The sequence below is a fragment of the Pseudoxanthomonas sp. OG2 genome (assembly GCF_014192765.1).
GTDB classification, from domain to species: Bacteria; Pseudomonadota; Gammaproteobacteria; order Xanthomonadales; family Xanthomonadaceae; genus Pseudoxanthomonas_A; species Pseudoxanthomonas_A beigongshangi.
On the sequence record NZ_JACHYM010000001.1, the window covers coordinates 305,246 to 330,427 of the forward strand.

Annotated in this window: 26 protein-coding genes; 14 read left to right on the forward strand and 12 right to left on the reverse strand. The window is 66.3% G+C overall.

Annotated features, from left to right (window positions below; translation table 11 throughout):
* Window positions 1-4: 4 nt before the first annotated feature.
* From FHW78_RS01295 to ndk, 4 genes are read right to left on the reverse strand one after another with little or no spacing between them, the layout of a single operon-like run.
* Entirely contained in the window at window positions 5-826 is an 822-nt protein-coding gene (locus FHW78_RS01295; protein ID WP_183636729.1) for a RodZ domain-containing protein, read from the reverse strand.
* Complete coding sequence (gene pilW, locus FHW78_RS01300) at window positions 823-1,644, reverse strand: type IV pilus biogenesis/stability protein PilW (protein ID WP_343205523.1); 822 nt, start codon at window positions 1,642-1,644, stop codon at window positions 823-825. Before pilW ends, FHW78_RS01295 begins: the two co-directional genes overlap by 4 nt.
* Window positions 1,628-2,854 (reverse strand): 23S rRNA (adenine(2503)-C(2))-methyltransferase RlmN, encoded by a 1,227-nt coding sequence (gene rlmN, locus FHW78_RS01305; protein WP_183636732.1) that lies wholly within the window; start codon window positions 2,852-2,854, stop codon window positions 1,628-1,630. Before rlmN ends, pilW begins: the two co-directional genes overlap by 17 nt.
* Before the next feature lie 7 nt (window positions 2,855-2,861).
* Complete coding sequence (gene ndk, locus FHW78_RS01310) at window positions 2,862-3,287, reverse strand: nucleoside-diphosphate kinase (RefSeq protein ID WP_141452680.1); 426 nt, start codon at window positions 3,285-3,287, stop codon at window positions 2,862-2,864.
* Between the two features lie 216 nt (window positions 3,288-3,503).
* Here ndk and FHW78_RS01315 point away from each other — a divergent pair, with 216 nt between their 5' ends.
* The 3 genes from FHW78_RS01315 (at window position 3,504) to FHW78_RS01325 (ending at window position 7,876) form a co-directional block, all read left to right on the forward strand.
* Entirely contained in the window at window positions 3,504-4,136 is a 633-nt protein-coding gene (locus FHW78_RS01315) for a TetR family transcriptional regulator (protein ID WP_183636735.1), read from the forward strand.
* A 26-nt stretch (window positions 4,137-4,162) separates the two neighbouring features.
* Complete coding sequence (locus tag FHW78_RS01320) at window positions 4,163-6,535, forward strand: 3-hydroxyacyl-CoA dehydrogenase/enoyl-CoA hydratase family protein (RefSeq protein WP_183636738.1); 2,373 nt, start codon at window positions 4,163-4,165, stop codon at window positions 6,533-6,535.
* A 138-nt stretch (window positions 6,536-6,673) separates the two neighbouring features.
* Window positions 6,674-7,876, forward strand: a complete 1,203-nt coding sequence (locus tag FHW78_RS01325) for an acetyl-CoA C-acyltransferase (protein ID WP_183636741.1) — start codon at window positions 6,674-6,676, stop codon at window positions 7,874-7,876.
* 85 nt (window positions 7,877-7,961) lie between these two features.
* Here FHW78_RS01325 and galU read toward each other — a convergent pair whose 3' ends face one another.
* The 8 genes from galU to cmk all read right to left on the reverse strand — a co-directional run bounded on the left by galU (window position 7,962) and on the right by cmk (window position 16,296).
* On the reverse strand, window positions 7,962-8,861 hold the full coding sequence (gene galU / locus FHW78_RS01330) for a UTP--glucose-1-phosphate uridylyltransferase GalU (RefSeq protein WP_183636744.1): 900 nt from the start codon (window positions 8,859-8,861) through the stop codon (window positions 7,962-7,964).
* The gene (locus FHW78_RS01335) at window positions 8,858-10,774 is read right to left on the reverse strand and encodes a nucleoside-diphosphate sugar epimerase/dehydratase (RefSeq protein ID WP_183636747.1); all 1,917 of its coding nucleotides are present in this window, start codon (window positions 10,772-10,774) and stop codon (window positions 8,858-8,860) included. The genes galU and FHW78_RS01335 overlap by 4 nt, the downstream gene beginning before the upstream one ends.
* A 17-nt stretch (window positions 10,775-10,791) precedes the next feature.
* On the reverse strand, window positions 10,792-11,733 hold the full coding sequence (locus tag FHW78_RS01340; RefSeq protein ID WP_225562414.1) for a lipopolysaccharide biosynthesis protein: 942 nt from the start codon (window positions 11,731-11,733) through the stop codon (window positions 10,792-10,794).
* Window positions 11,734-11,756: 23 nt separating this feature from the next.
* Window positions 11,757-12,935, reverse strand: a complete 1,179-nt coding sequence (gene lapB, locus FHW78_RS01345; RefSeq protein ID WP_183636750.1) for a lipopolysaccharide assembly protein LapB — start codon at window positions 12,933-12,935, stop codon at window positions 11,757-11,759.
* Window positions 12,936-12,938: 3 nt separating this feature from the next.
* Entirely contained in the window at window positions 12,939-13,223 is a 285-nt protein-coding gene (locus FHW78_RS01350) for a LapA family protein (RefSeq protein ID WP_183636753.1), read from the reverse strand.
* Between the two features lie 121 nt (window positions 13,224-13,344).
* Window positions 13,345-13,650, reverse strand: a complete 306-nt coding sequence (locus FHW78_RS01355) for an integration host factor subunit beta (protein WP_141452670.1) — start codon at window positions 13,648-13,650, stop codon at window positions 13,345-13,347.
* 95 nt (window positions 13,651-13,745) lie between these two features.
* Complete coding sequence (rpsA, locus tag FHW78_RS01360; RefSeq protein WP_183636756.1) at window positions 13,746-15,425, reverse strand: 30S ribosomal protein S1; 1,680 nt, start codon at window positions 15,423-15,425, stop codon at window positions 13,746-13,748.
* A gap of 202 nt (window positions 15,426-15,627) precedes the next feature.
* Window positions 15,628-16,296 carry a (d)CMP kinase gene (cmk, locus tag FHW78_RS01365; protein ID WP_183636759.1) on the reverse strand — a complete coding sequence of 223 codons (669 nt, stop codon included), beginning with the start codon at window positions 16,294-16,296 and terminating at the stop codon, window positions 15,628-15,630.
* A gap of 159 nt (window positions 16,297-16,455) precedes the next feature.
* On the opposite strand from cmk, the gene ykgO reads away from it, so the two are divergent.
* The 11 genes from ykgO (at window position 16,456) to FHW78_RS01420 (ending at window position 25,138) form a co-directional block, all read left to right on the forward strand.
* A complete protein-coding gene (gene ykgO, locus FHW78_RS01370) occupies window positions 16,456-16,581 on the forward strand; it encodes a type B 50S ribosomal protein L36 (RefSeq protein ID WP_010342887.1) in 126 nt (41 codons plus the stop codon).
* A gap of 123 nt (window positions 16,582-16,704) precedes the next feature.
* A complete protein-coding gene (locus tag FHW78_RS01375; protein WP_183636762.1) occupies window positions 16,705-17,037 on the forward strand; it encodes a hypothetical protein in 333 nt (110 codons plus the stop codon).
* A 22-nt stretch (window positions 17,038-17,059) separates the two neighbouring features.
* On the forward strand, window positions 17,060-18,097 hold the full coding sequence (locus tag FHW78_RS01380) for an agmatine deiminase family protein (protein ID WP_183636765.1): 1,038 nt from the start codon (window positions 17,060-17,062) through the stop codon (window positions 18,095-18,097).
* Window positions 18,098-18,277: 180 nt separating this feature from the next.
* The gene (locus tag FHW78_RS01385; RefSeq protein WP_183636768.1) at window positions 18,278-19,249 is read left to right on the forward strand and encodes an aldo/keto reductase; all 972 of its coding nucleotides are present in this window, start codon (window positions 18,278-18,280) and stop codon (window positions 19,247-19,249) included.
* A 7-nt stretch (window positions 19,250-19,256) separates the two neighbouring features.
* On the forward strand, window positions 19,257-20,546 hold the full coding sequence (locus FHW78_RS01390; protein WP_183636770.1) for an MFS transporter: 1,290 nt from the start codon (window positions 19,257-19,259) through the stop codon (window positions 20,544-20,546).
* A gap of 87 nt (window positions 20,547-20,633) precedes the next feature.
* Window positions 20,634-21,521: a carbon-nitrogen hydrolase gene (locus FHW78_RS01395; RefSeq protein WP_183636772.1), complete on the forward strand. Its 888-nt coding sequence runs from the start codon at window positions 20,634-20,636 to the stop codon at window positions 21,519-21,521.
* A 12-nt stretch (window positions 21,522-21,533) separates the two neighbouring features.
* On the forward strand, window positions 21,534-22,064 hold the full coding sequence (locus tag FHW78_RS01400; protein ID WP_183636774.1) for a GNAT family N-acetyltransferase: 531 nt from the start codon (window positions 21,534-21,536) through the stop codon (window positions 22,062-22,064).
* Window positions 22,057-23,313, forward strand: a complete 1,257-nt coding sequence (locus FHW78_RS01405; RefSeq protein WP_183636776.1) for a TraB/GumN family protein — start codon at window positions 22,057-22,059, stop codon at window positions 23,311-23,313. Before FHW78_RS01400 ends, FHW78_RS01405 begins: the two co-directional genes overlap by 8 nt.
* A 51-nt stretch (window positions 23,314-23,364) precedes the next feature.
* Window positions 23,365-24,171 carry a methyltransferase domain-containing protein gene (locus tag FHW78_RS20125; RefSeq protein WP_183636778.1) on the forward strand — a complete coding sequence of 269 codons (807 nt, stop codon included), beginning with the start codon at window positions 23,365-23,367 and terminating at the stop codon, window positions 24,169-24,171.
* Window positions 24,172-24,243: 72 nt separating this feature from the next.
* Entirely contained in the window at window positions 24,244-24,789 is a 546-nt protein-coding gene (locus tag FHW78_RS01415) for an RNA polymerase sigma factor (protein ID WP_183636780.1), read from the forward strand.
* 31 nt (window positions 24,790-24,820) lie between these two features.
* Window positions 24,821-25,138, forward strand: a complete 318-nt coding sequence (locus FHW78_RS01420; RefSeq protein ID WP_183636782.1) for a DUF4880 domain-containing protein — start codon at window positions 24,821-24,823, stop codon at window positions 25,136-25,138.
* Window positions 25,139-25,182 lie beyond the last annotated feature (44 nt).

Here is a 25,182-nt window from a genome sequence, read left to right on the forward strand (position 1 = left end):
CGGGTCAGTCGGCGACCGGTGCGAGGGAACCGTCAGAGGATACCGTAAAGCGCGCGACATTCGCGCGCCGGTACGGCGTCAGGTCCACCGTACTACCGGCTTGCTGAACCTCGACCGCCGCCGCGTTGCCCAGGACAATCCGCCCGACCTGGCCGGCTGGATAGCTGCGCTGGTCCCCCGCTTTCAGCAGGGCCTGCTCGATGCCGCTGCCATCCGGAGCGACGATCTGGACCCAGCTGTCGCCCTTGAACACCAGGCTGAGCGCTGCCTCCGGTGCCCGGCTGATGGGTGGCGTCAACGAAGCCACGTAAGGCGTCGCGGCCGGACGCTGCGCGGGTGTCGCGGTACCACCCGCGGTCCCCGTGGCGGCCGGTTTCTGCGGGATCACGTCCAGCGATGCGGTGGTCTGGCCGCCGTTGCCACCCAGGTGCGGCCGGGTCGCCATCCATACCGGCGTGGCGATGACCGCGGTGATGACCACGTACACGGCCCGCCGCTTGGCGCTTTCGAACAGGCGCTGCGCCTTGGGCGTGTAGCTGTGGCTCACCAGTTCCGCCGGACGGACGGTTTCCAGGTCGGCCTGCGCCAGGAAGGGATCGATGTCGACCTTCAGCAACCGCGCATAGCTGCGCAGTTGCCCGCGGACGAACACCGGTGCCCCGAGCTGCGACCACTGTTCCCCTTCCAGGGCCTGCAGCACCTTGAGCGGCATCTTCAGCCGATTCCCCACGTCCTGCAGGCTGAGACCCGCCTTCTCGCGCGCATCCCGCAGGAACGCGCCGCAGCCCTGCAGGCGCTGCGTATCAATCGAGTTGGAACCCGTCATTGTTCTGCCTTTCCCCCAGTTTGAGCGTCTGACGCGTCGGGGAACTCCGCCCGAAGTTGCTGAACATATCGACCGGCAGCAGTCCTGTCGCCGAGTCTTTCTTCGATTTGTGATGCAAGTTTTAGCACGTCGGCGCTGGCGGGTGCAGCCGCCAGCCTGCGTTCGACGAACGCCCGGGCTTCGAAATAACGCCCGGCGCGGTACTCGTGTTCGGCCATGGAAAGCAGCCCGAAGGCATTGCGCGGATCCAGCGCCAGCGCCTGACGCAGATCGCGCTCGGCCCGCTCGCGCTGCCCCGCCTTGTCGGCGCAACCGCCGGCGTTGGCGAGCACCGCGGCCGGGGTCTCGTACTCGCTGTCCTGCAGTGCGCGGTCGAACCACACCAGCGATTCGGCCGGATAGCCGTTCGAGCAGAGCCAGGCACCGTAGTTGTTCTGCTCGGCGCCCCGCCCCGGTGCCAGTTCGGTGGCCCGCCGGTAATGCTCGCCCGCAGCCTTGGCCTGGCCGCGCTGCTCGGCCACGACGGCCAGGATGGTCTGCGCGTCGGCGGACTGGGAATCGGCCTTCATCGCGGCCCGGGCGCCGCGCTCGGCGACATCGAGGTCGCCGGCCTGCAGCCGCTGGGTCGCCAGGGCCAGGGCACGTTCGACTTCCATCCGGCGCTTGGTCTCGGCGCTGTCGCTGACCTGGTAGGTCGGCGCGATCTGCTCCCCGTCCTTGCGTTCCATCTTGGGTCTTATGAAGGTCAGCCGGCTGCAGCCGGTCGCCACCAGCACCAGGGCCAGCAGCAGCAGCCAGGGCTTATGCCGCCGCACCACCGATGCCCTGTTCCTGCAACTGGCGGCGGAACTCGGCCTGGCGACGGGTGCGATCCATCACCTGCCCCTTCAGCTGTCCGCAGGCCGCATCGATGTCGTCGCCGCGGGTCCGCCGGACCATGGTCAATACATGCGCGTCCAGCAACAGCTTCTGGAAGGCGCGGATGTCTTCCTCGCCCGAACGCTCGTAGCGCGTGCCCGGGAAGGGGTTGAACGGAATCAGGTTGACCTTGCCCGCATCCTTGAGCTGGGTCGCGTTGCTGAACTTGCGCATCAACTGGGCGAGCTGGCGCGCATGCTCGGGCTGATCGTTGACGCCCTTCATCAGCGTGTACTCGAAGGTCACCGAGTCGCGCTTCTTGTTGGCCCGCAGGTAGCGCGCGCACGACGCCATCAATTCAGCGATCGGATACTTACGGTTGAGCGGCACCAACTGCTCGCGCAGCGCATCGTTGGGCGCATGCAGCGAGACCGCGAGCGAGACGTCGGTTTCGGTCGAAAGCCGATCGATCATCGGCACCAGTCCTGACGTCGACAGGGTCACGCGCTTGCTGGCCAGGCCGTAGCCCAGATCGTCGCGCATGATGTTCATCGCACGCACGACGTTGTCGAAATTGAGCAGGGGCTCGCCCATGCCCATCATCACCACGTTGGTGAGGCGACGGTTCTGCGCCGGCACGTTGCCCAGGTGGCGCGCGGTAATCCAGACCTGGCCGATGATCTCGGCGGTGGTCAGGTTGCGGTTGAACCCCTGGGTCGCGGTGGAGCAGAACGTGCAGTTGAGGCCACAGCCCACCTGCGAGGACACGCACAACGTGCCGCGGTTCTTGTCCGGGATGTAGACGGTTTCGACGGCATTCTTGCCGTCAACGCCCATGCCCAGCAGCCATTTGTGGGTGCCGTCGGCGGAGGGCTTGTCGAACACGATGCCCGGGACGACGACCTCGGCATGTTCCTGCAGCTTCGCGCGCAGGTTCTTGCCGAGATCGGTCATCTGCTCGAAATCGGTGACGTAGCGGTGATGAATCCACTTCATCACCTGGTGGGCGCGGAACTTCTGCTCGCCGAGTTGTTCGACGAAGAAACGCTCCATGCCGTCCCGATCGAGGTCCAGCAGGTTCTGTTTCGCAGACACGCCCGCGCCGCTCACCGCCGGCTGCGCATCCGCGGCCAGCTTCAGTTCAATCGGCGCGAGTTCGTGGCTGCTCATCGCTGGCTCAGCGCGAGAACACTTCGGTGGCGGCGAAGAAGTACGCGATCTCGATGTTCGCGTTCTCGACCGAATCCGAACCGTGCGCCGCATTGGCGTCGATGGAGTCGGCGAAGTCGGCGCGGATGGTACCCGGCGCGGCTTCCTTCGGGTTGGTGGCGCCGAGGATCTCGCGATGCTTGAGCACCGCGTTCTCGCCTTCCAGCACCTGGATGGCGACCGGACCGGAGATCATGAATTCGACCAGCGCGTTGAAGAACGGACGCTCGCGATGCACGGCATAGAAACCTTCGGCCTCGCGACGCGACAGGTGCTTCATCTTCGCGGCGACGATCTTGAGACCGGCCTTTTCGAAACGGGCATAGATTTCGCCGACGACGTTCTTGGCAACGGCATCGGGCTTGACGATCGACAGGGTGCGCTCCAGCGCCATGGGGATTTCTCCGTTGGGCGGGCCACTTTCGGCCCAAGGTTAACATGAAAAAACCCGCGTCGAAACACGGGCTTAGCCTGAATTGCGGAGCGAGATTCTAACGTATTGGCCGCAATTGCGCACCTGGCCGGAGACCGGATTGCTGCAAGGCAGCATGACAACCATACGTGAGCGGATGGACAATCAAACAAGCGTTTGATTAGCAGGGCCGACCGCATGGGCAACACCCCCCACTTCTCCACCAAGGAGCGCATCCTCGGCGCCGCCGAGGAACTGTTCGCCCAGTTCGGCTTTGCCGGCACCTCCCTGCGGCAGGTGACCAGCCGGGCCGACGTCAACATCGCCGCCGTCAACTACCACTTCGGCTCCAAGGAAAACCTTGTCAACGAGGTCTTCCGGCGACGCATGGACGAAATGAGCGGCCAGCGGCTGGGCCAGCTTCGGGCCGCCCTGGAGCAGCATCCGGGCGAACTGGAGCCGATCCTGGCCGCGTTCGTCGAGCCCGCCCTGGCCCTGGCCCAGGACCGCCACGGCGGCGGGGCCTTCGTCCGGGTCATCGCCCGCGCCTATGCCGAGAAGAACGACGGCCTGCGCAAGTTCCTGTCAGACCACTATGGCCATGTCCTGCGCGAGTTCGGCAAGGCCATCGCCGGCTGCGTGCCCGGCCTGAGCAAGGAAGAGCTGTACTGGCGGCTGGATTTCCTGTCCGGCGCGCTGACCTATGCCATGGCGGATTTCGGGCTCATCAAGCGTCCCCATGGTGTCACCGAGGCGGTGCACCGTGAGCGGGCCGCCCGCGAACTCATCCGTTTCGCCGAGGCCGGCCTGCGCGCCGACCACGTCAAATAACCCCCTGACATCCAAGGATTCCCGAAATGTCCAATCCATTGCTTGTGCGCAAGGCGGCCGTGCTCGGTGCCGGCGTGATGGGCGCGCAGATCGCCGCCCACCTGACCAACGCCGGCGTCGATACGGTGCTGTTCGACCTGGCCGCGAAGGAAGGCCACCCCGACGGTGTTGTCCTCAAGGCCATCGCCAACCTGGGCAAGCTGAGCCCCGCCCCGCTCGCCAGCAAGACGCTGGCCGAGGCGATCAGCCCGGCCAATTACGATACCGGGCTGGACCAGCTGAAGGACTGCGACCTGATCATCGAGGCCATCGCCGAACGGATGGACTGGAAGCAGGACCTCTACAAGAAAATCGCCCCGTTCGTCGCCGAGCACACGGTGCTGGCGAGCAACACCTCGGGCCTGGGCATCAACAAGCTGGCCGAAGTACTGCCGGAACAACTTCGCCATCGTTTCTGCGGCGTGCATTTCTTCAACCCGCCGCGCTACATGCACCTGGCCGAACTGATCCCGGCCAGGACCACCGACGGCACCGTGCTGGAAGGCCTGGAAACCTTCCTGACCACCACCCTGGGCAAGGGCGTGGTCTACGCCAAGGACACCCCGAACTTCATCGGCAACCGCATCGGCGTGTTCTCGATCCTGGCCACCATCCACCACACCCAGCAGTTCGGCCTGGGCTTCGATGAAGTCGACGGCCTGACCGGGCCGCTCGTCGGTCGCCCCAAGTCGGCCACCTACCGGACCTCCGATGTGGTCGGCCTGGACACCATGGCCCACGTCATCAAGACCATGGCCGATACCCTCCCCGAGGATCCCTGGCACGGCTACTTCAAGTCGCCGGCATGGCTGGATGCGCTGATCGCCAAGGGCGCGCTCGGCCAGAAGGCCGGGGCCGGCATCTTCCGCAAGGTCGGCAAGGACATCGTGGTACTGGATCTGCAAAAGCAGGACTACCGTCCCGCCGACCGTGCCGCGGCACCGGAAGTGGTCGAGATCCTCAAGCTGAAGAACCCGGCCGAGAAGTTCGCCCGCTTGCGCGAGAGCCAGCATCCGCAGGCACAGTTCCTGTGGGCCGTGTTCCGCGACCTGTTCCATTACAGCGCCTTCCACCTGGCCGACATCGCCGAAACCGCACGCGACGTCGACCTGGCCATCCGCTGGGGCTACGGCTGGTCGCTGGGTCCGTTCGAGACCTGGCAGGCCGCCGGCTGGAAGCAGGTCGCCCAGTGGATCGCCGACGATATCGTTGCCGGCAAGAGCATGAGCAATGCGCCGCTGCCGGACTGGGTATTCGATGGTCGCGAAGGCGTGCATGCCGCCGACGGCAGCTACAGCCCGGCGCGCAACGCCAAACTGCCGCGTTCGGCGCTGCCGGTGTATCGCCGCCAGCGCTTCCCGGACCCGCTGCTGGGCGAATCCTTCCCACAGGGCGAGACGGTGTTCGAGAACGACGGCGTGCGCCTGTGGACCGATGGCGACGGCGTGGGCGTGGTCAGCTTCAAGACCAAGATGAACACCGTGTCCGATGCCGTGCTGGAAGGCGTGCAGCAGGCCGTGGCCATCGCCGAGCAGAAGTTCAAGGGCCTGGTGATCTGGCAACCGAAGGAGCCTTTCTCCGCCGGTGCCGATCTGGCCGGAGCGCTCGGCGCCCTGCAGGCCGGAAAGATTGCCGAGTTCGAGGCCATGGTCGCCAACTTCCAGGCCACCAGCCAGCGCATCAAGTACTCGCTGGTGCCGGTCGTGGCCGCGGTGCGCGACCTGGCGCTGGGCGGTGGCTGCGAGTTCCAGATGCACAGCGCCCGCACCGTGGCTTCGCTGGAAAGCTACATCGGCCTGGTCGAAGCGGGCGTGGGCCTGCTGCCTGCCGGCGGCGGCCTGAAGGAAATCGCGGTACGCGCCTCGCAGGCGGCCGGACCGGGCGGAGACGTGTTCGCCGAACTCAAGCGCACGTTCGAGACGGTGGCCATGGCCAAGGTCTCGGCTTCAGCCGTCGAAGCCAAGGAACTTGGCCTCATGCGGGCGAACGACCTTGTCGTGTTCAACGCCTACGAGCAGTTGCATATCGCCAAGCAGCAGGTGCTGGCACTGGCCGAGAGCGGCTATCGTCCGCCGCTGCCGGCACGCCGCATCCAGGTCGCCGGCGACGTCGGCATCGCCACGTTCAAGATGCTGCTGGTCAACATGCTGGAAGGCCGTTTCATCAGCGAATACGACTATGAAATCGCCACCCGCATCGCCACCGTGCTGTGCGGCGGCGAAGTGGATCGCGGCGCGCTGGTCGACGAGGAATGGCTGCTGGCGCTGGAACGCAAGCATTTCGTCGAACTGGCCCAGCAGGAAAAGACCCAGGCCCGCATCGCGCACATGCTGAAGACCGGCAAGCCGCTTAGGAACTGAGATTCGTGATTCGGGATTGGGGATTCGTGCAAAGCGGATTCCCTTCCCTTCGAAATTCCATCATCGCCGGGAAGGCCGGGCACGGGGCGTTACGAATCCCCAATCCCGAATCCCCAATCCCGGCTCTCGGAGAAAGCCATGAAGCAAATCCAGGACGCCTACATCGTCGCCGCCACCCGCACCCCGGTCGGCAAGGCACCCAAGGGCGTGTTCCGCAATACCCGTCCCGACGACATGCTCGCGCATGTGCTGAAGTCGGTCATCGCGCAGGCGCCGGGCATCGACGTCAACCGCATCGATGACGCCATCATCGGCTGCGCGATGCCGGAAGGCGAGCAAGGCATGAACGTGGCCCGCATCGGCGTGCTGCTGGCCGGCCTCCCCAACACCATCGCCGCGCAGACCATCAACCGTTTCTGCTCGTCCGGCCTGCAGGCGGTGGCGATGGCCGCCGACCAGATCCGGCTGGGCAACGCCGACCTGATGCTGGCAGGCGGCACCGAGTCGATGTCGATGGTGCCGATGATGGGCAACAAGGTCGCGCTGTCGCCGTCGGTGTTCAAGGACGACCACGTCGCCATCGCCTATGGCATGGGCATCACCGCGGAGAAGGTCGCGGAGGAATGGAAGGTCTCGCGCGAAGAACAGGATGCCTTCGCCCTCGCCTCCCACCAGAAAGCGCTGGCGGCCATCGCCGCGGGCGAATTCAAGAGCGAGATCTCGCCCTATGAGGTCCTGTCGCACCTGCCGGATCTGGCGGGCAACACCATTCGCCTGAAGAAGCTGCTGGTCGAGAACGACGAGGGCCCGCGCGCGGACACCTCGCTGGAAGGCCTGGCCAAGCTGCGCCCGGTGTTCCGCAACGGCCAGTTCGGCGGCAGCGTGACCGCCGGCAACTCCTCGCAGATGAGCGATGGCGCCGGCGCGGTGCTGCTCGCTTCCGAACAGGCGATCAAGGACTACGGGCTGACGCCGCTGGCGCGCTTCGTCAGCTTCTCGGTTGCCGGCGTGCGTCCGGAAGTGATGGGTATCGGCCCGATCGCCGCGATTCCGAAGGCGCTGAAGCAGGCCGGCCTGAGCAAGGATCAACTGGACTGGATCGAGCTCAATGAAGCCTTCGCCGCGCAGGCGCTTGCGGTCATCCGCGACAGTGAACTCGACCCGGCCAAGATCAACCCGCTGGGCGGCGCCATCGCGCTGGGTCATCCGCTGGGCGCGACCGGTGCGGTTCGTACCGCCACCATCGTCCATGGCTTGCGCCGTCGCCAGCAGAAGTACGGCATGGTGACGATGTGCATCGGCACCGGCATGGGCGCCGCCGGCATCTTCGAGTCGCTCTGACGCCCTGACTCCGCTACTGCCGAAAAGAGGAATGGCGCCATCAGGCGCCATTCTTTTGTCCGTGTTTCAGGCGTCCACCCGCGCCCTACTCCAGATCGGTCACGCCCAGTTCGCTCAGCGCATCCTGCATCATGCTGCGCGCCGCATCGCTCAGCTTTTCATGATCCAGCGCATAGCGGATGGTGGCCTCGATGAGGCCGATGTGGGTACCGCAGTCGAAGCGCGTGCCCTGGAAACGGTAGGCATGGACCGGCTTCTGCGCGAGCAGGGTCGCGATGGCGTCGGTCAGCTGGATTTCCCCGCCGGCTCCCGGCGTGGTGTTCTCCAGCAGGTCGAAAATCCCGCCATCAAGAACGTAGCGCCCCACCACCGCCAGCGTGCTCGGTGCGACCTCGGGCTTGGGCTTTTCGACGATGGCATTGATCCGGCCGGATCGGCCCGAGAACGCATCCGTGGCGACGATGCCATAGCTGCCGGTCTGTTCGCGGGCCACGTCCTGCACCGCAATCATGCTGGCGCCGGTCGCCTCGGCGGCATCGGCCATCTGTTTCAGCGCGCCCGCGCCCCGGTTCCAGATGAGGTCGTCGGGCAGCAGGACCGCGAACGGTTCGTTGCCCACGATGGGCTTGGCGCACAGCACCGCGTGGCCAAGTCCCAATGCTTCGGCCTGGGTGACGAATACGGCGCGCACGCCCTCGGGCAGCACATTCCGGACCAGTTCGAGCTGCTCGTGCTTGCCGGCACGCTCCAGCTTCTGCTCCAGTTCGTAAGCCTTGTCGAAGTAGTCGGCCACCGCGTGCTTGTAGCGGTTGGTGACGAAGATCAGGGTGTCGCAGCCCGCTTCGATAGCTTCATCGACGGCGTACTGGATCAGCGGCCGATCGATGATCGGCAGCATTTCCTTGGGAACGGTCTTGGTGGCGGGAAGAAAACGGGTTCCCAGGCCTGCAACGGGAAATACGGCCTTGCGGATGCGTCCAGTCATCGGGTCCTGCGGGCTTCTCGAGCGGGGAAGGTCACGATGGTAGCCGAAGCGGGTTCAAGAGATTGTTCAAGCGGCGAGAACTCGGGTACCGCGATGCGCAGGATCTCCTGCATCTCGTCGACATCGTAGCGGCCATAGGCGGCCCGCAGGCGCTGCAAGGCCAGTTCGATGAAATCGGCCGACACGGTGCGCGCCTCGGCCTGCATGATCTTGGAATGGGAGGTCGGCCGGTAGGCCTCGTCCGCGTGGAAGAGGTTCTCGTGCAGCTTCTCGCCCGGACGCAGGCCGGTATAGACGATGGCGATGTCGCGGCCCGGCTGCTTGCCCGCCAACCGGATCATCTGCTCGGCCAGCAGCCGGATGGGCACGGCCTCGCCCATGTCCAGCGTATAGATGGCGGCATGCGCCGCGCCGGCGGCCGCCTGCAGGATCAACTGGCTGGCCTCCGGAATCGTCATGAAGTAACGGGTCACTTCCGGGTCGGTCACCGTCACCGGCCCACCCTTGCGGATCTGCTCGCGGAACAGGGGAACCACGCTGCCGGCGGAATCCAACACGTTGCCGAAGCGGACGGTGACGAACCGGGTCCCGCCGGCATGGCCATCGTCCGTGGCCTGGCAAACCATCTCGGCGAGCCGCTTGGTCGCCCCCAGCACGTTGACCGGATCCACCGCCTTGTCGGTGGAGATCAGGACGAACGTCCCCACCCCGCTGCGACGGCAGGCCTTGGCCACCATATCGGTGGCCAGCACGTTGTTGCCTACCGCTTCGCGCAGGTGCTGTTCCAGCAGCGGCACCTGCTTGTAAGCCGCGGCGTGGAAGACCGCATCCGGCTCGGCCAGCGCCAGCGCGTGTTCGACAACCGCGGGATCTCCGCAGTTGCCCAGCACGGGAAGGACCTCCAGATCCGGAAACGCCCGTCGCAGATCGGCCTGGATGGTGATCAGGGCCAGTTCGTCGATTTCGAGCAGGGCGATGCGCTGGGCACCATGGCGCGCGCATTGCCGGCACAGTTCGGAGCCGATCGAACCGCCGGCGCCCGTCACCAGGACGGTCCGGCCCCCCAGCCAGCCACGGATCAGCTTCCAGTCCGGAGTCACCGATTTCCGGCCCAGCAGGTCCTCGATGGCCACCTCCTTGAGGTCGCCCGGCATGGCATGTCCCTCGAGGACATTGATCAGCCTCGGCACCATGCGGAACGGCAGGCCGGTACTTTCACAAATGGCGACAACCCGCTGCATGCTCGGCGCATCCAGCGACGGCATCGCGATGACCAGCATCCGCGCCGCGCTCTCGCGGGCGACGCTGGCGGCCTGGTCCAGGCTGCCCAGCACGGGCACCCCCAGCAGCTTGGAACCATGCAGCTTGACCGCGTCGTCCAGGAAGCCGATCGGCTGGTAGACGCCGGTCCTGCGCAGTTCCCGGACCAGCGCCTCGCCCGCCCGGCCTGCGCCAAGGACGAGCACGCGCGATGCATTCTCATGCAGCCGGCTGGTCTGCAGGTCCTTCCAGGCCCGATACAGCAGGCGCGGCAAGCCCAGGAAAGCCACCAGCGCGAACGGATAGAACGCCAGCACCGCCCGTGGCAGGGAGCCGAAGCGGTTGTAGAAGAACAGTCCGACGACGATGGCCAGGAAGCCCAGGCCGCTCGCCTTCACGATGTTCCAGAGATCCGGCAGGCTGGCGAAGCGCCACAGCCCCCGATAGAGACCCATCCACCAGAACACCAGCCCCTGGCCAGCGACCACGATGGCGATTTCGTTCGACCAGAGGGGATAACCCGGCGACTGGGGCAGCATGGCGTAGCGCACGAAGTGCAGCAGTTGCCAGCACAGCCACACCATGAACAAATCATGGGTCGCCACCAGCAGGCGCGGTAGGAATGCCGTCGTCCGGTCCCGCCAAGATTGCATGCAACTCCTCCCTGACCCTATGCCAATCCCTTGCGCGACCATCCCCAGAGCGCAAGCGCGAATGCGTACCAAGCAACCAAGGCAATGAGCCCGGACCCGGCCCCGGCATTAGACAGCATCCACATTAACAAGAGCGTAACACCACTGAACAGGCCATAGAGCGAGGTTACGGCCACATGACCGTAACGTCGGGCGGCGCGCTGGTAGACATGCGTGACATGAGGCGTCCACCAGCGCTCGCCGTTAAGGATGCGCGTAGCGAGCGTGAAGCCGGCGTCGACAAGGAACGCGGCCAGCGGCAGCAACAAGAGCATTGGCGGCGTTGCCGCATTCTTTGAGGCGACGCTCAAGAGCGCCGCCAGTGCGAATCCCAGTGCTCCGCTGCCGACATCTCCCAGGAAAATCCGGGCGCGAGGGAAGTTGAACGGCAGAAAACCGCAACATGCCGCGAACAGCGCCGCCGCCAGCCAGGACCAAGGGCCCGGCAGGAAGAACGCGCCCGCCAGGCCGGCGATCAACGCCTGGCTAGCGGCCAGGCCGTCTATCCCGTCCATGAAATTCCAGACGTTGACCAGGCTGACAATGGCGATGATGGCCAACAGTACCTGCCATGCCGACGCCCCCTGGCGATGCAGGGCGGTGGCGAACACGAGGGCAGCGATCAGATGGGCCAGCAACCGCCAGGACGCCGGCAGCGGACGGTGGTCGTCCCACCAGCCCACGCCGGCAACCAGCGCCAGTCCGATTCCGAACGCGGCGAACAGTTCGCGCTCCCCCGGCGTCCGCCAGCCGAGCACGGCCGCGGCCAGCAGCAGCGCCACGACAATGGCGATCCCGCCCCCTCGCGGCGTGGCAATCGAATGGCTCCGGCGCTCGCCGGGCTGATCGACCAGGCGGCGATGGAGCGCGTAGCGGCGCGCCAGCCAGGTACCTGCCGCTGCCACCACGAAGTGCAGCATGAGCCAGGGGATGAATCCAGGCATCAGACGACGGCGTAGTTCAGCAACGGTTTGATGCTGCCCCATTCCTTGCAGCTGGGACATTGCCAGTGATGCGTGCGTGCGCCGAATCCGCAGCGGGTGCAGCGGTAGCTGGGATTGCGGACCAGCAACTGATCGGTGATGTGCTTGAGATCGTGCAGGGTCGCGGACGGGTCGGCGCCTTCGGCCAGGGTCAGGTCGATGAGGGCCGCCTCACCCCGCACCGAGGGTCGATCCTTGAGCTGCCTCGCCAGGTAGGCGCGCGCGGCGGCGACGCCATCCTGTCCTTCCACCAGCTTGGTGAGGGCCAGCACCGGCGCGATGCCGCGGTAGTGCTCGCTCATTTCCGACAGGAACGTCCGCGCACCCGAGAGATCGCCCACCTTCTCATAGTTGGCAAGCAACCCGGGCAGCACCTCGGGCAGATAGTCGGGATCGTGGCGCGCGGCACGCTCGTAGGCGCGAATGGCGGCCTCGTGATTGCCGGCATCCGATTCCAGCCGCCCCTCCAGGATGCCCGCGCGCACGCAGCCGGCGTCGGCCTGGTAGGCACGGGCAATCGCCGCGCGCGCCGCGGTGACATCGTTGGCGGTGCGGTGACGCTCGGCCAGTTCGCACTCGAACTGCGCGACCAGCTTGCCCATCGCCTCGCCGGTCACTTCCTCGTAGCGCATCGCGTTGTCGATGGCCTTTTCCCAATCGCGCTCGGCCTGGTAGATGCCGATCAGATGCTTGAGGGCCTGCGGCGCGCGCTGGTCGATACGGGCCAGGTCGGTGAACACGGTCTCGGCCCGGTCCAGCAGCCCCGAGCGCATGTAGTCCTCGCCCAGCGCGAGCAATGCCTGGACCTTCTGCTGGTCGCTCAGGTCCGGACGCTGCACGAGTCCCTGGTGAAGGCGGATCGCCCGGTCCACTTCGCCGCGGCGGCGGAACAGGTGCCCCAGCGCGACCTGGGTTTCAAAGGTTTCCTTGTCCAGCTCGGCGATGTGCAGGAACAGCTCGATAGCCTTGTCGGGCTGTTCGTTGAGCAGGTAGTTCAGGCCCCGGAAATAGGTGCTGGACAGACGGCTGACCTGGGTGTCGCCATGGCGCTGGCCGCCGCGCCGGCCGATGATCCAGCCGCTCAGCGCGGCCAGCGGCAGGAACAGGAAGAACCAGAACCACTCGTTGAGGAATTCCATCGATCAGGGACCCATGCCAGGAGTTGGCGGGATGGAGGAGGAAGCGGCGGAGGCCTGGACCTTGTTCGCCTTGCGCAGGCGCGCATAGAGCGGCAGCACCATGGTGGCCATGACGATCAGGCCGCCGATGAGCACGCCGAACAGCAGCGAGAGGATGATCGCGACGCCGGAAGAGGTCGGAATCTCGGTGAACAGCAGTTTCAGCACGATCGGCTGGGTATTGAGCACGCCGATCACCAAACCGGCGGCGAGAAAAACCAGTGCGACAACCAGGCGGATGGTACTCATCGGGCGACTCCCTGCGCTTGCCAGTCGGGGCTAGCTTAGCCGAGCGCCGGCTCCGTGCGCAGCCGGGCGTGAGGCCGGCGTCCCGCGCCGGTCCTGCCAGACGCCGTCGAAAACCTGAAAATCAGTCCGCGCTTTCTTCCACCGGGGTGACGTCGCTGACGCGTTCGCGCAGCTCCTTGCCCGGCTTGAAGTGGGGAACATGCTTGGCCGGAAGGGCGACCGAATCACCGGTCTTGGGGTTGCGGCCCATGCGCGGCGGGCGGTAGTGCAGCGAGAAGCTGCCGAACCCGCGGATTTCGATGCGATCGCCCTGCGCCAGCGCCCCGGCCATCATTTCCAGCAACGCCTTCACGGCCAGGTCGACGTCTTCGGCCTTGAGGTGCGGCTGGCGGCGGGTCAGGATTTCGATGAGTTCGGATTTGGTCATCGCGCAGGCTTTCGGGCGGGTACGTTCCGCACCGGCTCGGGTCATTGACCCGGGCCGGCCGGAAGCTCGTGTTGCTTACAACGGACTTGCTTGGCTTACTCGGACTTGTTGCCGTCCAGCTGTGCACGCAGCAGCGCGCCCAGCGTGGTGGTGCCGCCCGACGCGGACTGGTATTCCTCCAGCACTTCGCGCATTTCGGCTTCGTCCTTCGCCTTGATCGACAGCTGCAGGGTGCGGCCCTTGCGATCCATGCCGATGAACTTGGCTTCGATCTTGTCGCCGACCTTCAGGTGCTGGCTGGCGTCGTCGATGCGCTCGTTGGCGATGTCGCGAGCCGACACGTAGCCTTCGATGCCGTCGGCCAGTTCGATCACGGCGCCCTTGGCGTCGACTTCCTTCACCACGCCCTCGACCTTCGAGCCCTTCGGATGCGCCGCCATGTACTGGCCGAACGGATCCTGCTCCAGCTGCTTGACGCCCAGGCTGATGCGCTCGCGCTCCGGGTCAACGGCCAGCACCACAGCTTCCAGCGTGTCGCCCTTCTTGAAGTTGCGCACGATGTCTTCGCCGGTGGTGTTCCAGCTGATGTCGGACAGGTGGACCAGGCCGTCGATGCCGCCGTCCAGGCCGATGAAGATGCCGAAGTCGGTGATCGACTTGATCTGGCCGGACACCTTGTCGTTCTTCTTGTGGGTAGCCGCGAAGGTTTCCCACGGATTGGCGGCGACCTGCTTCATGCCCAGCGAGATGCGGCGACGCTCTTCGTCCACGTCCAGCACCATCACTTCGACTTCGTCGCCGACCTGCACGACCTTGGACGGGTTGACGTTCTTGTTGGTCCAGTCCATCTCGGACACGTGCACGAGGCCTTCCACGCCCGGCTCGATCTCGACGAACGCGCCGTAATCGGTGACGTTGGAGACCTTGCCGAACACCCGGCTGTTGGCCGGATAACGGCGGGCGATGTTGTCCCACGGATCCTCGCCCAGCTGCTTCAGGCCCAGCGAGACGCGGTTGCGCTCACGGTCGTACTTGAGCACGCGGACGTCCAGTTCCTGGCCGACTTCGACCACTTCGGACGGATGACGCACGCGCTTCCACGCCATGTCGGTGATGTGCAGCAGGCCGTCGATGCCACCCAGGTCGACGAACGCGCCGTAGTCGGTGAGGTTCTTGACCACACCCTTCAGCACCACGCCTTCCTGCAGCTTGTCCATCAGCTGCTCGCGCTCTTCCGAATGCTCGCTCTCGACCACCGCGCGGCGGGAGACGACCACATTGTTGCGCTTGCGATCCAGCTTGATGAGCTTGAACTCCAGCTCCTTGCCTTCCAGGTAGCCCGGGTCGCGGACCGGACGGACGTCGACCAGCGAGCCCGGCAGGAACGCGCGGACGTCCTTGATGTCGACGGTGAAACCACCCTTGACCTTGCCGCTGATGCGGCCGGTGATGGTTTCGTTCTTCTCCAGCGCCTGCTCCAGCTCGTCCCACACCATGGCGCGCTTGGCCTTCTCGCGCGACAGGACGGTTTCGCCGAAGCCGTTCTCGATCGAGTCGAGGGCCACCTTCACTTCATCGCCCACGCCCACGTCGATTTCGCCGGCGTCGTTCCGGAACTGTTCGATCGGCACGATGCCTTCGGACTTCAGGCCGGCGTTGATCACCACCACGTCGTTGCGGACTTCCACGACGACGCCGGTGACGATGGCGCCCGGCTTCAGCTTGGCCAGTTGGGTCTGGCTCTGTTCAAACAGTTCGGCAAATGATTCGGTCATTGTTGATTACTCGGTTGGACACACGGACGGGTGCGCGCCTCGCGGCGTTCCTCCGTCCACCCTTTCGGCACGTAGGAAAGTGCCGTGTGTAGTTGAAGTGGAAAAACCGTCGCCCCGGTGCAAGGCACCGGAGAACGGGCTCGATACTGCCAGTGGATTCCACGGCGTGCCTTGAACCGGAAGTCGCCGCGATGAATTGCGATCAACGACTCACGATGGCCAGCACGCGCGCCACGACTTCGTCGATGCCCAGGCCGGTGGTGTCGATGTGGACGGCGTCGTCGGCCGGCCGCAGGGGTGCCACCGTGCGCTGTGCGTCACGGGCGTCGCGGGCGAGAATCTCGCGTAGCAGACCGTCTAAGGTAACCGAAACCCCTTTGTCTTTCAACTGCTTATAGCGCCTTTCCGCCCTTTCCTCGGCGCTGGCGGTCAGGAACACCTTGTAGGGGGCGTCCGGGAAGATGACGGTACCCATGTCACGACCGTCGGCCACCAGGCCCGGAAGCTGCCGGAAAGCCCGCTGGCGCTCCTTCAGGGCCGAGCGGACCTCGGGGATCGCGGCGATGGCCGAGGCCAGCGCCCCGGTGGTTTCCAGCCGCAGTTCCTCGGTGGCGTCCACGTCGTCGACGATGACCCGCAGGCCCTGCGGGCCGTCCTGGAAGCGGACTTGGGTGTCGAAGGTGCATCGGACCAGCGCCGCGGGGTCGGAAATGTCCAGGTCCGCCCAGCTCGCCGCCACCCCGACCGCCCGGTACAACGCGCCGGAATCCAGGTAATGCCAGCCCAGGCGGTCGGCGACGATGCGGCTGACCGTGCCCTTGCCGGCCCCGGACGGGCCATCGATGGTGAGGACGGGAATGCTCTCGGACATGGGGAATCCTGTGGTTTTCACACTATTATGCCGCGCCGCCCGCGGGCCGCGCCGGCCGGTTTCCCGTCTCGTCCGGCAACCACTTGATGTTGCTGGGGAAATGCATTTAGAATAGCGGGCTTCGTTTCGCCCCATATTCTTTTACGCCGAGGTTTCATCATGAAGGTCCTGTCCTCCCTGAAGTCGGCGAAGGCCCGTCACCGCGACTGCAAGGTGGTCCGCCGCCGCGGTAAGGTCTTCGTGATTTGCAAGTCCAATCCGCGTTTCAAGGCGCGCCAGCGCTGAGTTTCCGGCCGCGGGCGACCTTCCGGTCCAGCCTGCGCGGAACTCCCGGAAAACCGCCTTCGGGCGGTTTTTTGTTGCGCCGCTTTTGCTATAAAGGCCGCCTCTTTCCGGGGGAAATCCGCCATGAACCATCGCGTCCTCGTCATCCCGATGTACGTGCTGCTGGGCCTGGCCACCAACGCCTTCGCCGCCGACACCCTGCTGGTTGACCGCGTGCAGGAAACCGCCGCCCAGGCGGCGCCGGTGCGCGGCTGGACCAGCAACCAGGTGCAGGCGCGCTTCGGCGAACCGCAGCAGAAGCTGGAACCGCGCGGCGGCCAGAAGCGGCAATGGCCCACGATCCATCGCTGGGTCTACCCCGCCTTCACCGTGTATTTCGAACGCGACCGCGTGATCGACGTGGTCGCCAACCAGGCCGGCCCGGAAGAAATCGGGCCCAAGCCCCCCATCCGCTGACCCGCACTGACCGATTGGTACGATGACCGACGCTTTCCGTTTTCCCGCCGAGTGGGAACCCCAGTCCGCGATCCTGATTGCCTGGCCGCATGCCGACACCGACTGGGCCGAACGCCTGGGCGAGGTCGAGGAAACCTACGTGGCGCTGGTGGCGGCCATCACCCGCTTCCAGGACGTGGTGATCTGCGTCGCCGACGATGATCTGCAGATCTATGCGGAAGCCCGGCTGCGCTCGGCGCGGGTGGACATGGACCGGGTTCGCTTCGTGCCGGCCGAGTACGACGACACCTGGCTGCGCGACTCCGGCCCGATCAGCCTGCGCGACGGTGGCCGCTTCAAGCTGCTCGACTTCCGCTTCACCGGCTGGGGCGGCAAGTTCGAGGCCAGCCGCGACGACCGCCTGGTCGGCGAGCTGTCCGGCATGAACCTGTTTCACAACTATTTCGTCCAAAGCATTGATTTTGCATTGGAAGGTGGCGCCATCGAAACCGATGGCGAGGGCACGTTGCTGACCACGTGGCAATGCCTGCACGAGCGTCATCCGCAGGCCAGCCGCGAGGAGCTGACCGCGCGGCTGGGCGGCTGGCTGAAACAGGATCGGGTGCTGTGGCTGGATCATGGCTACCTGGAAGGCGACGACACCGACGCCCACGTCGATACCCTCGCCCGCTTCGCGCCTGGCGACGCCATCGTGTTCCAGGCCTGCGACGATCCGGCCGACTCGCACTTCGCCGAACTCCAGGCGATGGCGGCCGACATCGCCGCCCTGCGCACCCGCACCGGCGAACCCTACCGCCCATTCCCGCTGCCCTGGGCGCAACCGGTCCTGGACAACGGTCGCCGCCTGGCCGCCTCGTACGCGAACTACCTGATCCTCAATGGCGCGGTGCTGATGCCGGCCTATGGCGACCCGGCCGACGCCAAGGCGGCGGAAGTTCTGGCGGCGGCCTATCCCGGTCGCGAAATCGTGCAGGTGCCGTGCCGGGCGCTGATCTGGCAGAACGGCAGTCTCCACTGCATCACCATGCAGTTGCCACAGGACCTGCTTTCCGCGGTCTGAGTGGCGGACTCGGCAGTTCGAAACGAACGGGGCGGATTCGCAGGAATCCGCCCCGTTTCACATTTCAGGTCGAAACATCGCGACTAGGTCTTTGGTTGGGGCGGCATTGAACGCTTCGTTTACACATGCGTGACACCAATCACTGATAACGCTCTCTTGCCCAGCGCGGAGGAGTCCACGGTGTACACACGACGCCAGTTCCTTGCTTCCACCGCCGCGGCCGCCGCGGGTCTTGGCCTCGCGGCCTGCCGTGACACCGCCGAGGCCGGGATGGCCCAGAGCGCGCCGGGCAAGACGCCGTCGGCAGCCAGCACCGCGCTGCCCGGACCGCTCAATACCCGGCTGATTCCACACACGCAGGAGCGCATTCCCGTCATCGGCATGGGCACCTCCGGCAGTTTCGAAGTCGGCGCCAGCGCCGCGGAACAGGATCCGCTGCGCGAGGTGCTGAAACGCTTCTTCACCGCCGGCGCCAGCGTCATCGACACCGCGCCGACCTACGGTACCGCCGAGGATGTGCTCGGTCCCCTGCTGGCCGAACAGGGCCTGCGACCGAAGGCCTGGCTGGCGACCAAACTCTCCGGCGTCACCGGACGCGAGGAAGGCCTGGCTCAGTTCAACGACAGCCTGCGCCGCCTGCGGACCGACAAGGTCGAGCTGCTGCAGGTCCACAACCTCGGGGATCTGAAGGCGCAACTGGCGCTCGCGCGCGAACTCAAGCAGCAGGGCAAGGTGCGCTACGTCGGCGTCACCCACTACGTCGAGCGCGCGCAGGACGAACTGGCCGACATCGTCCAGGCGGAGAAACCCGACTTCCTGCAGATCAACTATTCGGTCGTTTCGCGCGGTGCCGAGAAACGGGTGCTGCCGCTGGCGCAGGACCTTGGTGTGGGCGTGATGATCAACCGCGCGTTCGAGGATGGCCGCTTGTTCGCGCAGGTGAAGGACAAGCCGCTCCCCGGCTGGGCGGCCGAGGCCGGCATCACCAGTTGGGCGCAGGCGTTCCTGAAATTCGCGCTGAGCCATCCTGCGGTGACGGTGGTGATTCCCGCCACCGGCAAGCCCGATCGGCAGAGCGACAACCTGCGCGCCGGCGTCGGCGCGGATCTCGATGCCACCCAGCGCCAGTCGCTGATCGCCCAATTCGCCTGAGTACCCGATGAGCGACGCCTCGCCGCGCCCCAACCTGATCGCCCGCCTGTTCAACGTCGAACCCCGCGAGACCGCCGCGGTCGTCGCGGGACTGGCGCTGTTCTTCCTGCTGTTCACCGGCTACTTCATGCTGCGTCCCGTGCGCGAGACGATGGGCGTGGCCGGCGGCGTGGACAACCTGCAATGGCTGTTCACCGGCACCTTCGTGGCGACCCTGGCGGCGATGCCGCTGTTCGGCTGGGTGGCGGCGCGGGTACGGCGGCGGCATATCCTGCCATGGACCTTCGGCTTCTTCGTGCTGAACCTGCTGGTTTTCGCCGCGCTGTTCGCCTGGCAGCCGGAGAACGTCTGGATCGCGCGCACGTTCTACATCTGGCTGTCGGTGTTCAACCTGCTGACCATTTCGCTGGCCTGGAGCGTGCTGGCGGACCTGTTCGTGGTGGCGCAGGCCAAGCGGCTGTTCGCGTTGATGGCGGGCGGCGCCAGTCTCGGCGGCCTGTTCGGCCCCATCCTCGGCACCCTGCTGGTCGCGCCGCTGGGGCATGCCGGGCTGGTGCTGCTGTCCGCGCTGTTCCTAGCCGGCAGCATCGCCGCCGCCAACTGGCTGCAGCGCTGGCGCGACGCGCATCCGCTTCCGATCCAGGATGGCGCCACCCGCAGCCGCCCGCTGGGCGGAAATCCGTTCGCGGGCGCGACGGCGGTGTTCCGCTCGCCTTACCTGCTGGGCATCGCCCTGTTCGTGCTGCTGCTGGCCAGCGTCAGCACCTTCCTGTACTTCGAACAGGCGCGACTGGTTGCGGAGGTATTTCCCGACCGCACCCGCCAGACCCAGGTGTTCGGCTTGATCGACACCATCGTGCAGAGCCTGGCGATCCTGACCCAGATCTTCATCACCGGGCAGATCGCGCGCCGGCTCGGCGTGGGCATCCTGCTGGTACTGGTACCGCTGATCACCGCCGCCGGTTTCCTGTGGCTGGCGCTGGCGCCCACCTTCGCGGTGTTCGCGGTGGTGATGGTGGTGCGCCGCGCGGGCGAATACGCGCTGGTGCGGCCGGGCCGCGAGATGCTGTACACCGTGGTCGGCGCCGAGGACAAATACAAGGCCAAGAACTTCATCGACACCGTGGTCTATCGCGGTGCCGATGCGCTCAGCGGCTGGGTGAAGCGGATGCTGGATCTGGTCGCGGAGCACCCCGCGCTGGCGATGTTCATCGGCGCCGGCATCGCCCTGGTCTGGGCCGGCAACGGCGCCTGGCTGGGGCGCGCTCAGCGCCGTCGCGAGCAGGCCGGCGCCTGACGGCGCCGCGCCCGCCGTTCACCCGCGGTCGGCCCGGGGCCGGGCCATCCGCGTTACCATGCGCGTCCGCTCAACACCGCCCCCGCCATGACCCGCAAGACCTCCCTGCCCGTCGCCCTGATCCAGGAAAAGAACCACGGCGATGCCGACGCCAACCTGTCGGTGATCGAGGAACGCGTGGCCGAGGCCGCCCGCCGCGGCGCGCGCCTGGTGCTGCTGCAGGAACTGCACAACGGCCCATACTTCTGCCAGCACGAGTCGGTCGGCGAGTTCGACCTGGCCGAACCGATTCCCGGCCCCAGCACCGAACGCCTGGGACGCCTGGCGAAGCAACACAACGTGGTGCTGGTGAGTTCGCTGTTCGAGCGCCGCGCCACCGGCCTGTACCACAACACCGCGGTGGTGTTCGAGAAGGACGGCAGCATCGCGGGCAAGTACCGCAAGATGCACATCCCGGATGATCCGGGCTTCTACGAGAAGTTCTATTTCACTCCCGGCGACATCGGCTTCAAGCCGATCGACACTTCGGTCGGTCGCCTGGGCGTGCTGGTGTGCTGGGACCAGTGGTATCCGGAAGCCGCGCGCCTGATGGCGCTGGCCGGCGCCGAGCTGTTGCTGTACCCGACCGCGATTGGCTGGGATCCTGACGACACGCAGGAAGAAAAGAATCGCCAGCGCGATGCGTGGGTGCTGAGCCATCGCGGCCATGCGGTCGCCAACGGCCTGCCGGTGCTCAGCTGCAACCGCGTCGGCCACGAACCCTCGCCACTGGGCACGTCCGGCATCCAGTTCTGGGGCAACAGCCACGTGCTGGGTCCGCAGGGCGAGTTCCTCGCCGAGGCCGGCACCGACGCCACCCTCCTGAGCGTGGAAGTGGACATGGAACGCAGCGAGCACGTGCGCCGGATCTGGCCGTTCCTGCGTGACCGCCGCATCGACGCCTACGGCGATCTGCTCAAGCGCTACATCGACTGAGGCATCACCCGCTTGCCCCTGCACATCCGCGACGCCACCGAGGCCGACATCCCGGCCATCGCCGCCCTGTACGCCGAGGAAGTGCGCGAGCGCGTGGCGACCTACGAATACGACGTACCCGACGAGGCCGAAATGGCGCAACGCATGCGCGCCGTGCAGGCGGCGGGCTATCCCTACTTCGTCGCCGAACGCGATGGCCGCTTCGCCGGCTACGCCTACGCCAGCAGCTATCGCAGCCGCATCGGCTACCGCTGGACCGTGGAGGACACGGTCTACATCGTTCCCGAGCACCAGGGCCAGGGCGTCGGCAAGGCGCTGCTGCAACGCCTGATCGACGCCTGCGAAGCCAGCGGCTTCCGGCAGATGATCGCGGTGATCGGCGAACCCGCCAACGGCGCCTCGGTCGCCCTGCATGAAAAGCTGGGCTTCCGCACCGTTGGCGTCTTCCAGGGCCTGGGCCGCAAGCACGGCCGCTGGCTCGATACCGTGCAGATGCAACGCGCGCTCGGCGCGGGTGACGGCGCGGCCCCTTCCGATGAATGACACCATGAACGACCCTACGCCGTCCCCTCTTCCCGCCGCGCACGACCCGCTGGCCGGTCAGCCGCACCAGATCGTCGAACGCGACGGCATCCGCTACACCCTGCTCGGCACCGCGCACGTCTCGCGCAGCAGCGTGGACGCCGTGCGCGCGGCGGTCGCCAGTGGCGCCTACGACAGCGTGGCGGTCGAACTCGACGCCGGCCGTCTGCAATCGCTCACGGATCCCGACGCGCAGGCAAAGCTGGATCTCATCAAGGTGCTGCGCGAAGGCAAGACCCACCTGTTTGCCGCCAACCTGGCCCTGGCCGCGTACCAGCGCCGGCTGGCGGAACAACTGGACGTGGAACCCGGCGCCGAACTCAAGGCCGGCGCGCTAGACGCGCGCGAACGCGGGCTGCCGGTGCACCTGATCGATCGCGAGGTCGGCCTGACCTTCAAGCGCGCCCTGCATCGCCTGAGCTGGTGGGGCCGCGCCAAGATCAGCGCCGGCATCCTGGCCGGCATGTTCGCCGACGAGGAAGTCGGCGATGCCGAAATCGAGAAGCTGAAACAGGGTGACATGCTCGAATCGAGCTTCGGCGAATTCGCCCAGGACAATCCGGCGCTGTACGAAACCGTCATCGCCGAGCGGGATCGCTACATGGCCACGCGCCTGCGCCAGGCCGGCGGCCAACAGACCAAGGGCGACAAGCCGCACGAAATGCTGGCGGTGGTCGGCGCGGGCCATCTGCACGGACTGGCCCGGCACCTGCGCGAGGACAACGATGAACCGGCCGCCACGCTCGCCGAGCTGGAGCACATTCCCGAAAAGAGCAGCATTCCCTGGTTCACCATTCTGCTGACCACGTTCGTGCTGGGTGGCTTCGCCTGGGGTTTCTATCGGGGTGGCGTCGACGTCGGTTCGGATCTCATCGTGCAATGGGTGCTCGCGACCGGTGCCCTCGGCGCATTGGGCTGCGCCATCGCCGGGGGGCATCCCCTGAGCATCGCCGCCGCGTTCGTCGCCTCCCCGCTCACCCCGCTGCATCCGGCGCTGGCGTCCGGCACCGTGAGCGCCCTGGTCGAGGCGAGCCTGCGCAAACCGACCTATGCGGATTTCATGGCGCTGCGCGACGATGTGCAGACCCTGCGCGGCTGGTGGCGCAACCGGGTGGCGCGGGTGCTGCTCAACTTCTTCCTGACCAGCCTGGGAACGGCCATCGGCGTGTGGACCGGCGGGCTGCGCATGCTGGGCAAGCTGTTCGGCTGATCCGGCTGCCGATTGTCCGCTCCGGATCCGCTCGATCGATTACGGCAACAGGTGCGGCACTGGACGGCCGACGCCGCCCTGCGCGCGCCGGATCAATGGCGTCGGCGTGGTGATGTGCTGGATCGCCTGGAAGCCTGCGGTTTCCAGGCAGAGGCTGGGCTGTCCCGACAGACAGGCGCGCTGCGCGAAGAACTGGAAGCAATCCATCGCGATTTCTGCGCGATGCTGCGTGGCGCCATCCGCCAGGGCCGGGGCGCGGAAGCGCTCACCGCGCTGACGGCAGGCCAAGGCGACGCACCCGATGGCGATGGCTATGACGCATTGGACGCGCTGTTGGCCGAGGTGCTCGCGCCGGATGCGCCCTCGACGGACATCGGCGGGCTGCTTCCGGACATGGTGTTCTACCAGCCCACGCCGGCGCGCCACTTGCTGGCGCTGCTGCGCCGGCTGGATTTGCGCGAATCCGATGTCCTGATCGATCTCGGTTCGGGCCTGGGCCATCTCCCGCTGCTGACCGCCATCCTCACGCCCGCGCAGGCCGTCGGCATCGAAATCGAGCCCGCCTACGTCGCCAGCGCGCGGCGCAGTGCCGACGCGCTGGCGCTTGAGCACGTCCGCTTCGTCGCCGGCGACGCCCGCACCATCGATCTATCCGCCGCGAGCGTGTATTACCTCTATTCGCCGTTCTCCGGCGCGATGCTGGCCGGGATGCTGGCGATCCTGGAACGCCAGGCGCGCATGCGGCCACTGCGCATCGCCACGCTCGGTCCCTGCACCATCGAAACCGCGACGGCGCCGTGGCTGCGCACCGGCGATGCCATAAGACCGGACGCTCCCGTACTGTTCCACAGTCGTTGACCGCGGTTTCTGGGGCGTCTATGTGATCCACGTTGCCCGCTCAAATGGTAATGACTATCATTTGCGATTATCGTGAGAACTGCCGACGACATGGATGGCTTCACCCGCGTTTTCGTCCGCGAGCGCCAGCGCATCGTTCATCTGGTGCGCCGCATCGTCGGCTGCGACAGCACGGCCGAGGACATCGTGCAGGACACCTACCTGCGGCTGAAGGATCGCCACCTGGGTGAAGCGGATCTCAGCCTGGTGTTCCGCACCGCGCAGAACCTGGCGCTGGATCATCTGCGATCCCGGCGCGTGCGCCACGAGCACGCACGCCAGGCCAGCCACGATACCGACGTTTCCTCCGCATCCCCGGAACAGATGGCGGACAGCCGCGCGCGTCTGGAAGGACTGCTGCAAACCCTGCGCGGACTGCCGCCGCGCACGCGCCGGGTGTTCCTCATGCAACGCATCGATGGCTGGACCTACCCGCAAATCGGCCAGGCGCTCGGCGTATCGACCAGCACGGTCGAAAAGGAGATGATGCTGGCCATGCATCGCTGCCGCGATTTCCTGCGCCGGCAGGCACAGGCCGAGTCAACCGCGGTCGCCGGTGAACGTTACAGGTTGACCTGATCCACATACTGGCCACCGCTCCCAGGCACCCATGTCGGCACCCCACGAGAGCCCAACTCCTTCCCCCTCCGACCAGGCCATTGCCTGGCACGTGCGCCTGCATTCGGGTGTGCCGATGGAGGAGGCCGAGCAGGAACGATTCCTGGCATGGCTGGGTGAACCCGCACACCAGACCGCGTGGGAAGAGACGCTGCAGTTGTCCGAGCAACTGGAACAGCCCGCGCACGTACTCGCGAGCGAGTTTAGTCATATTACTTCCACGCCCCCGTCCCGCGCCGGGCAACCTACGTGGATGGCGGTCGCGGCGTTGTTGCTGTGTTGCGTGGTGATCTACTGCCTGTTGCGTTGAGACGGCGTTCTGCCCGTTGAGTGATTCCCATTGCTGGCGCGTTG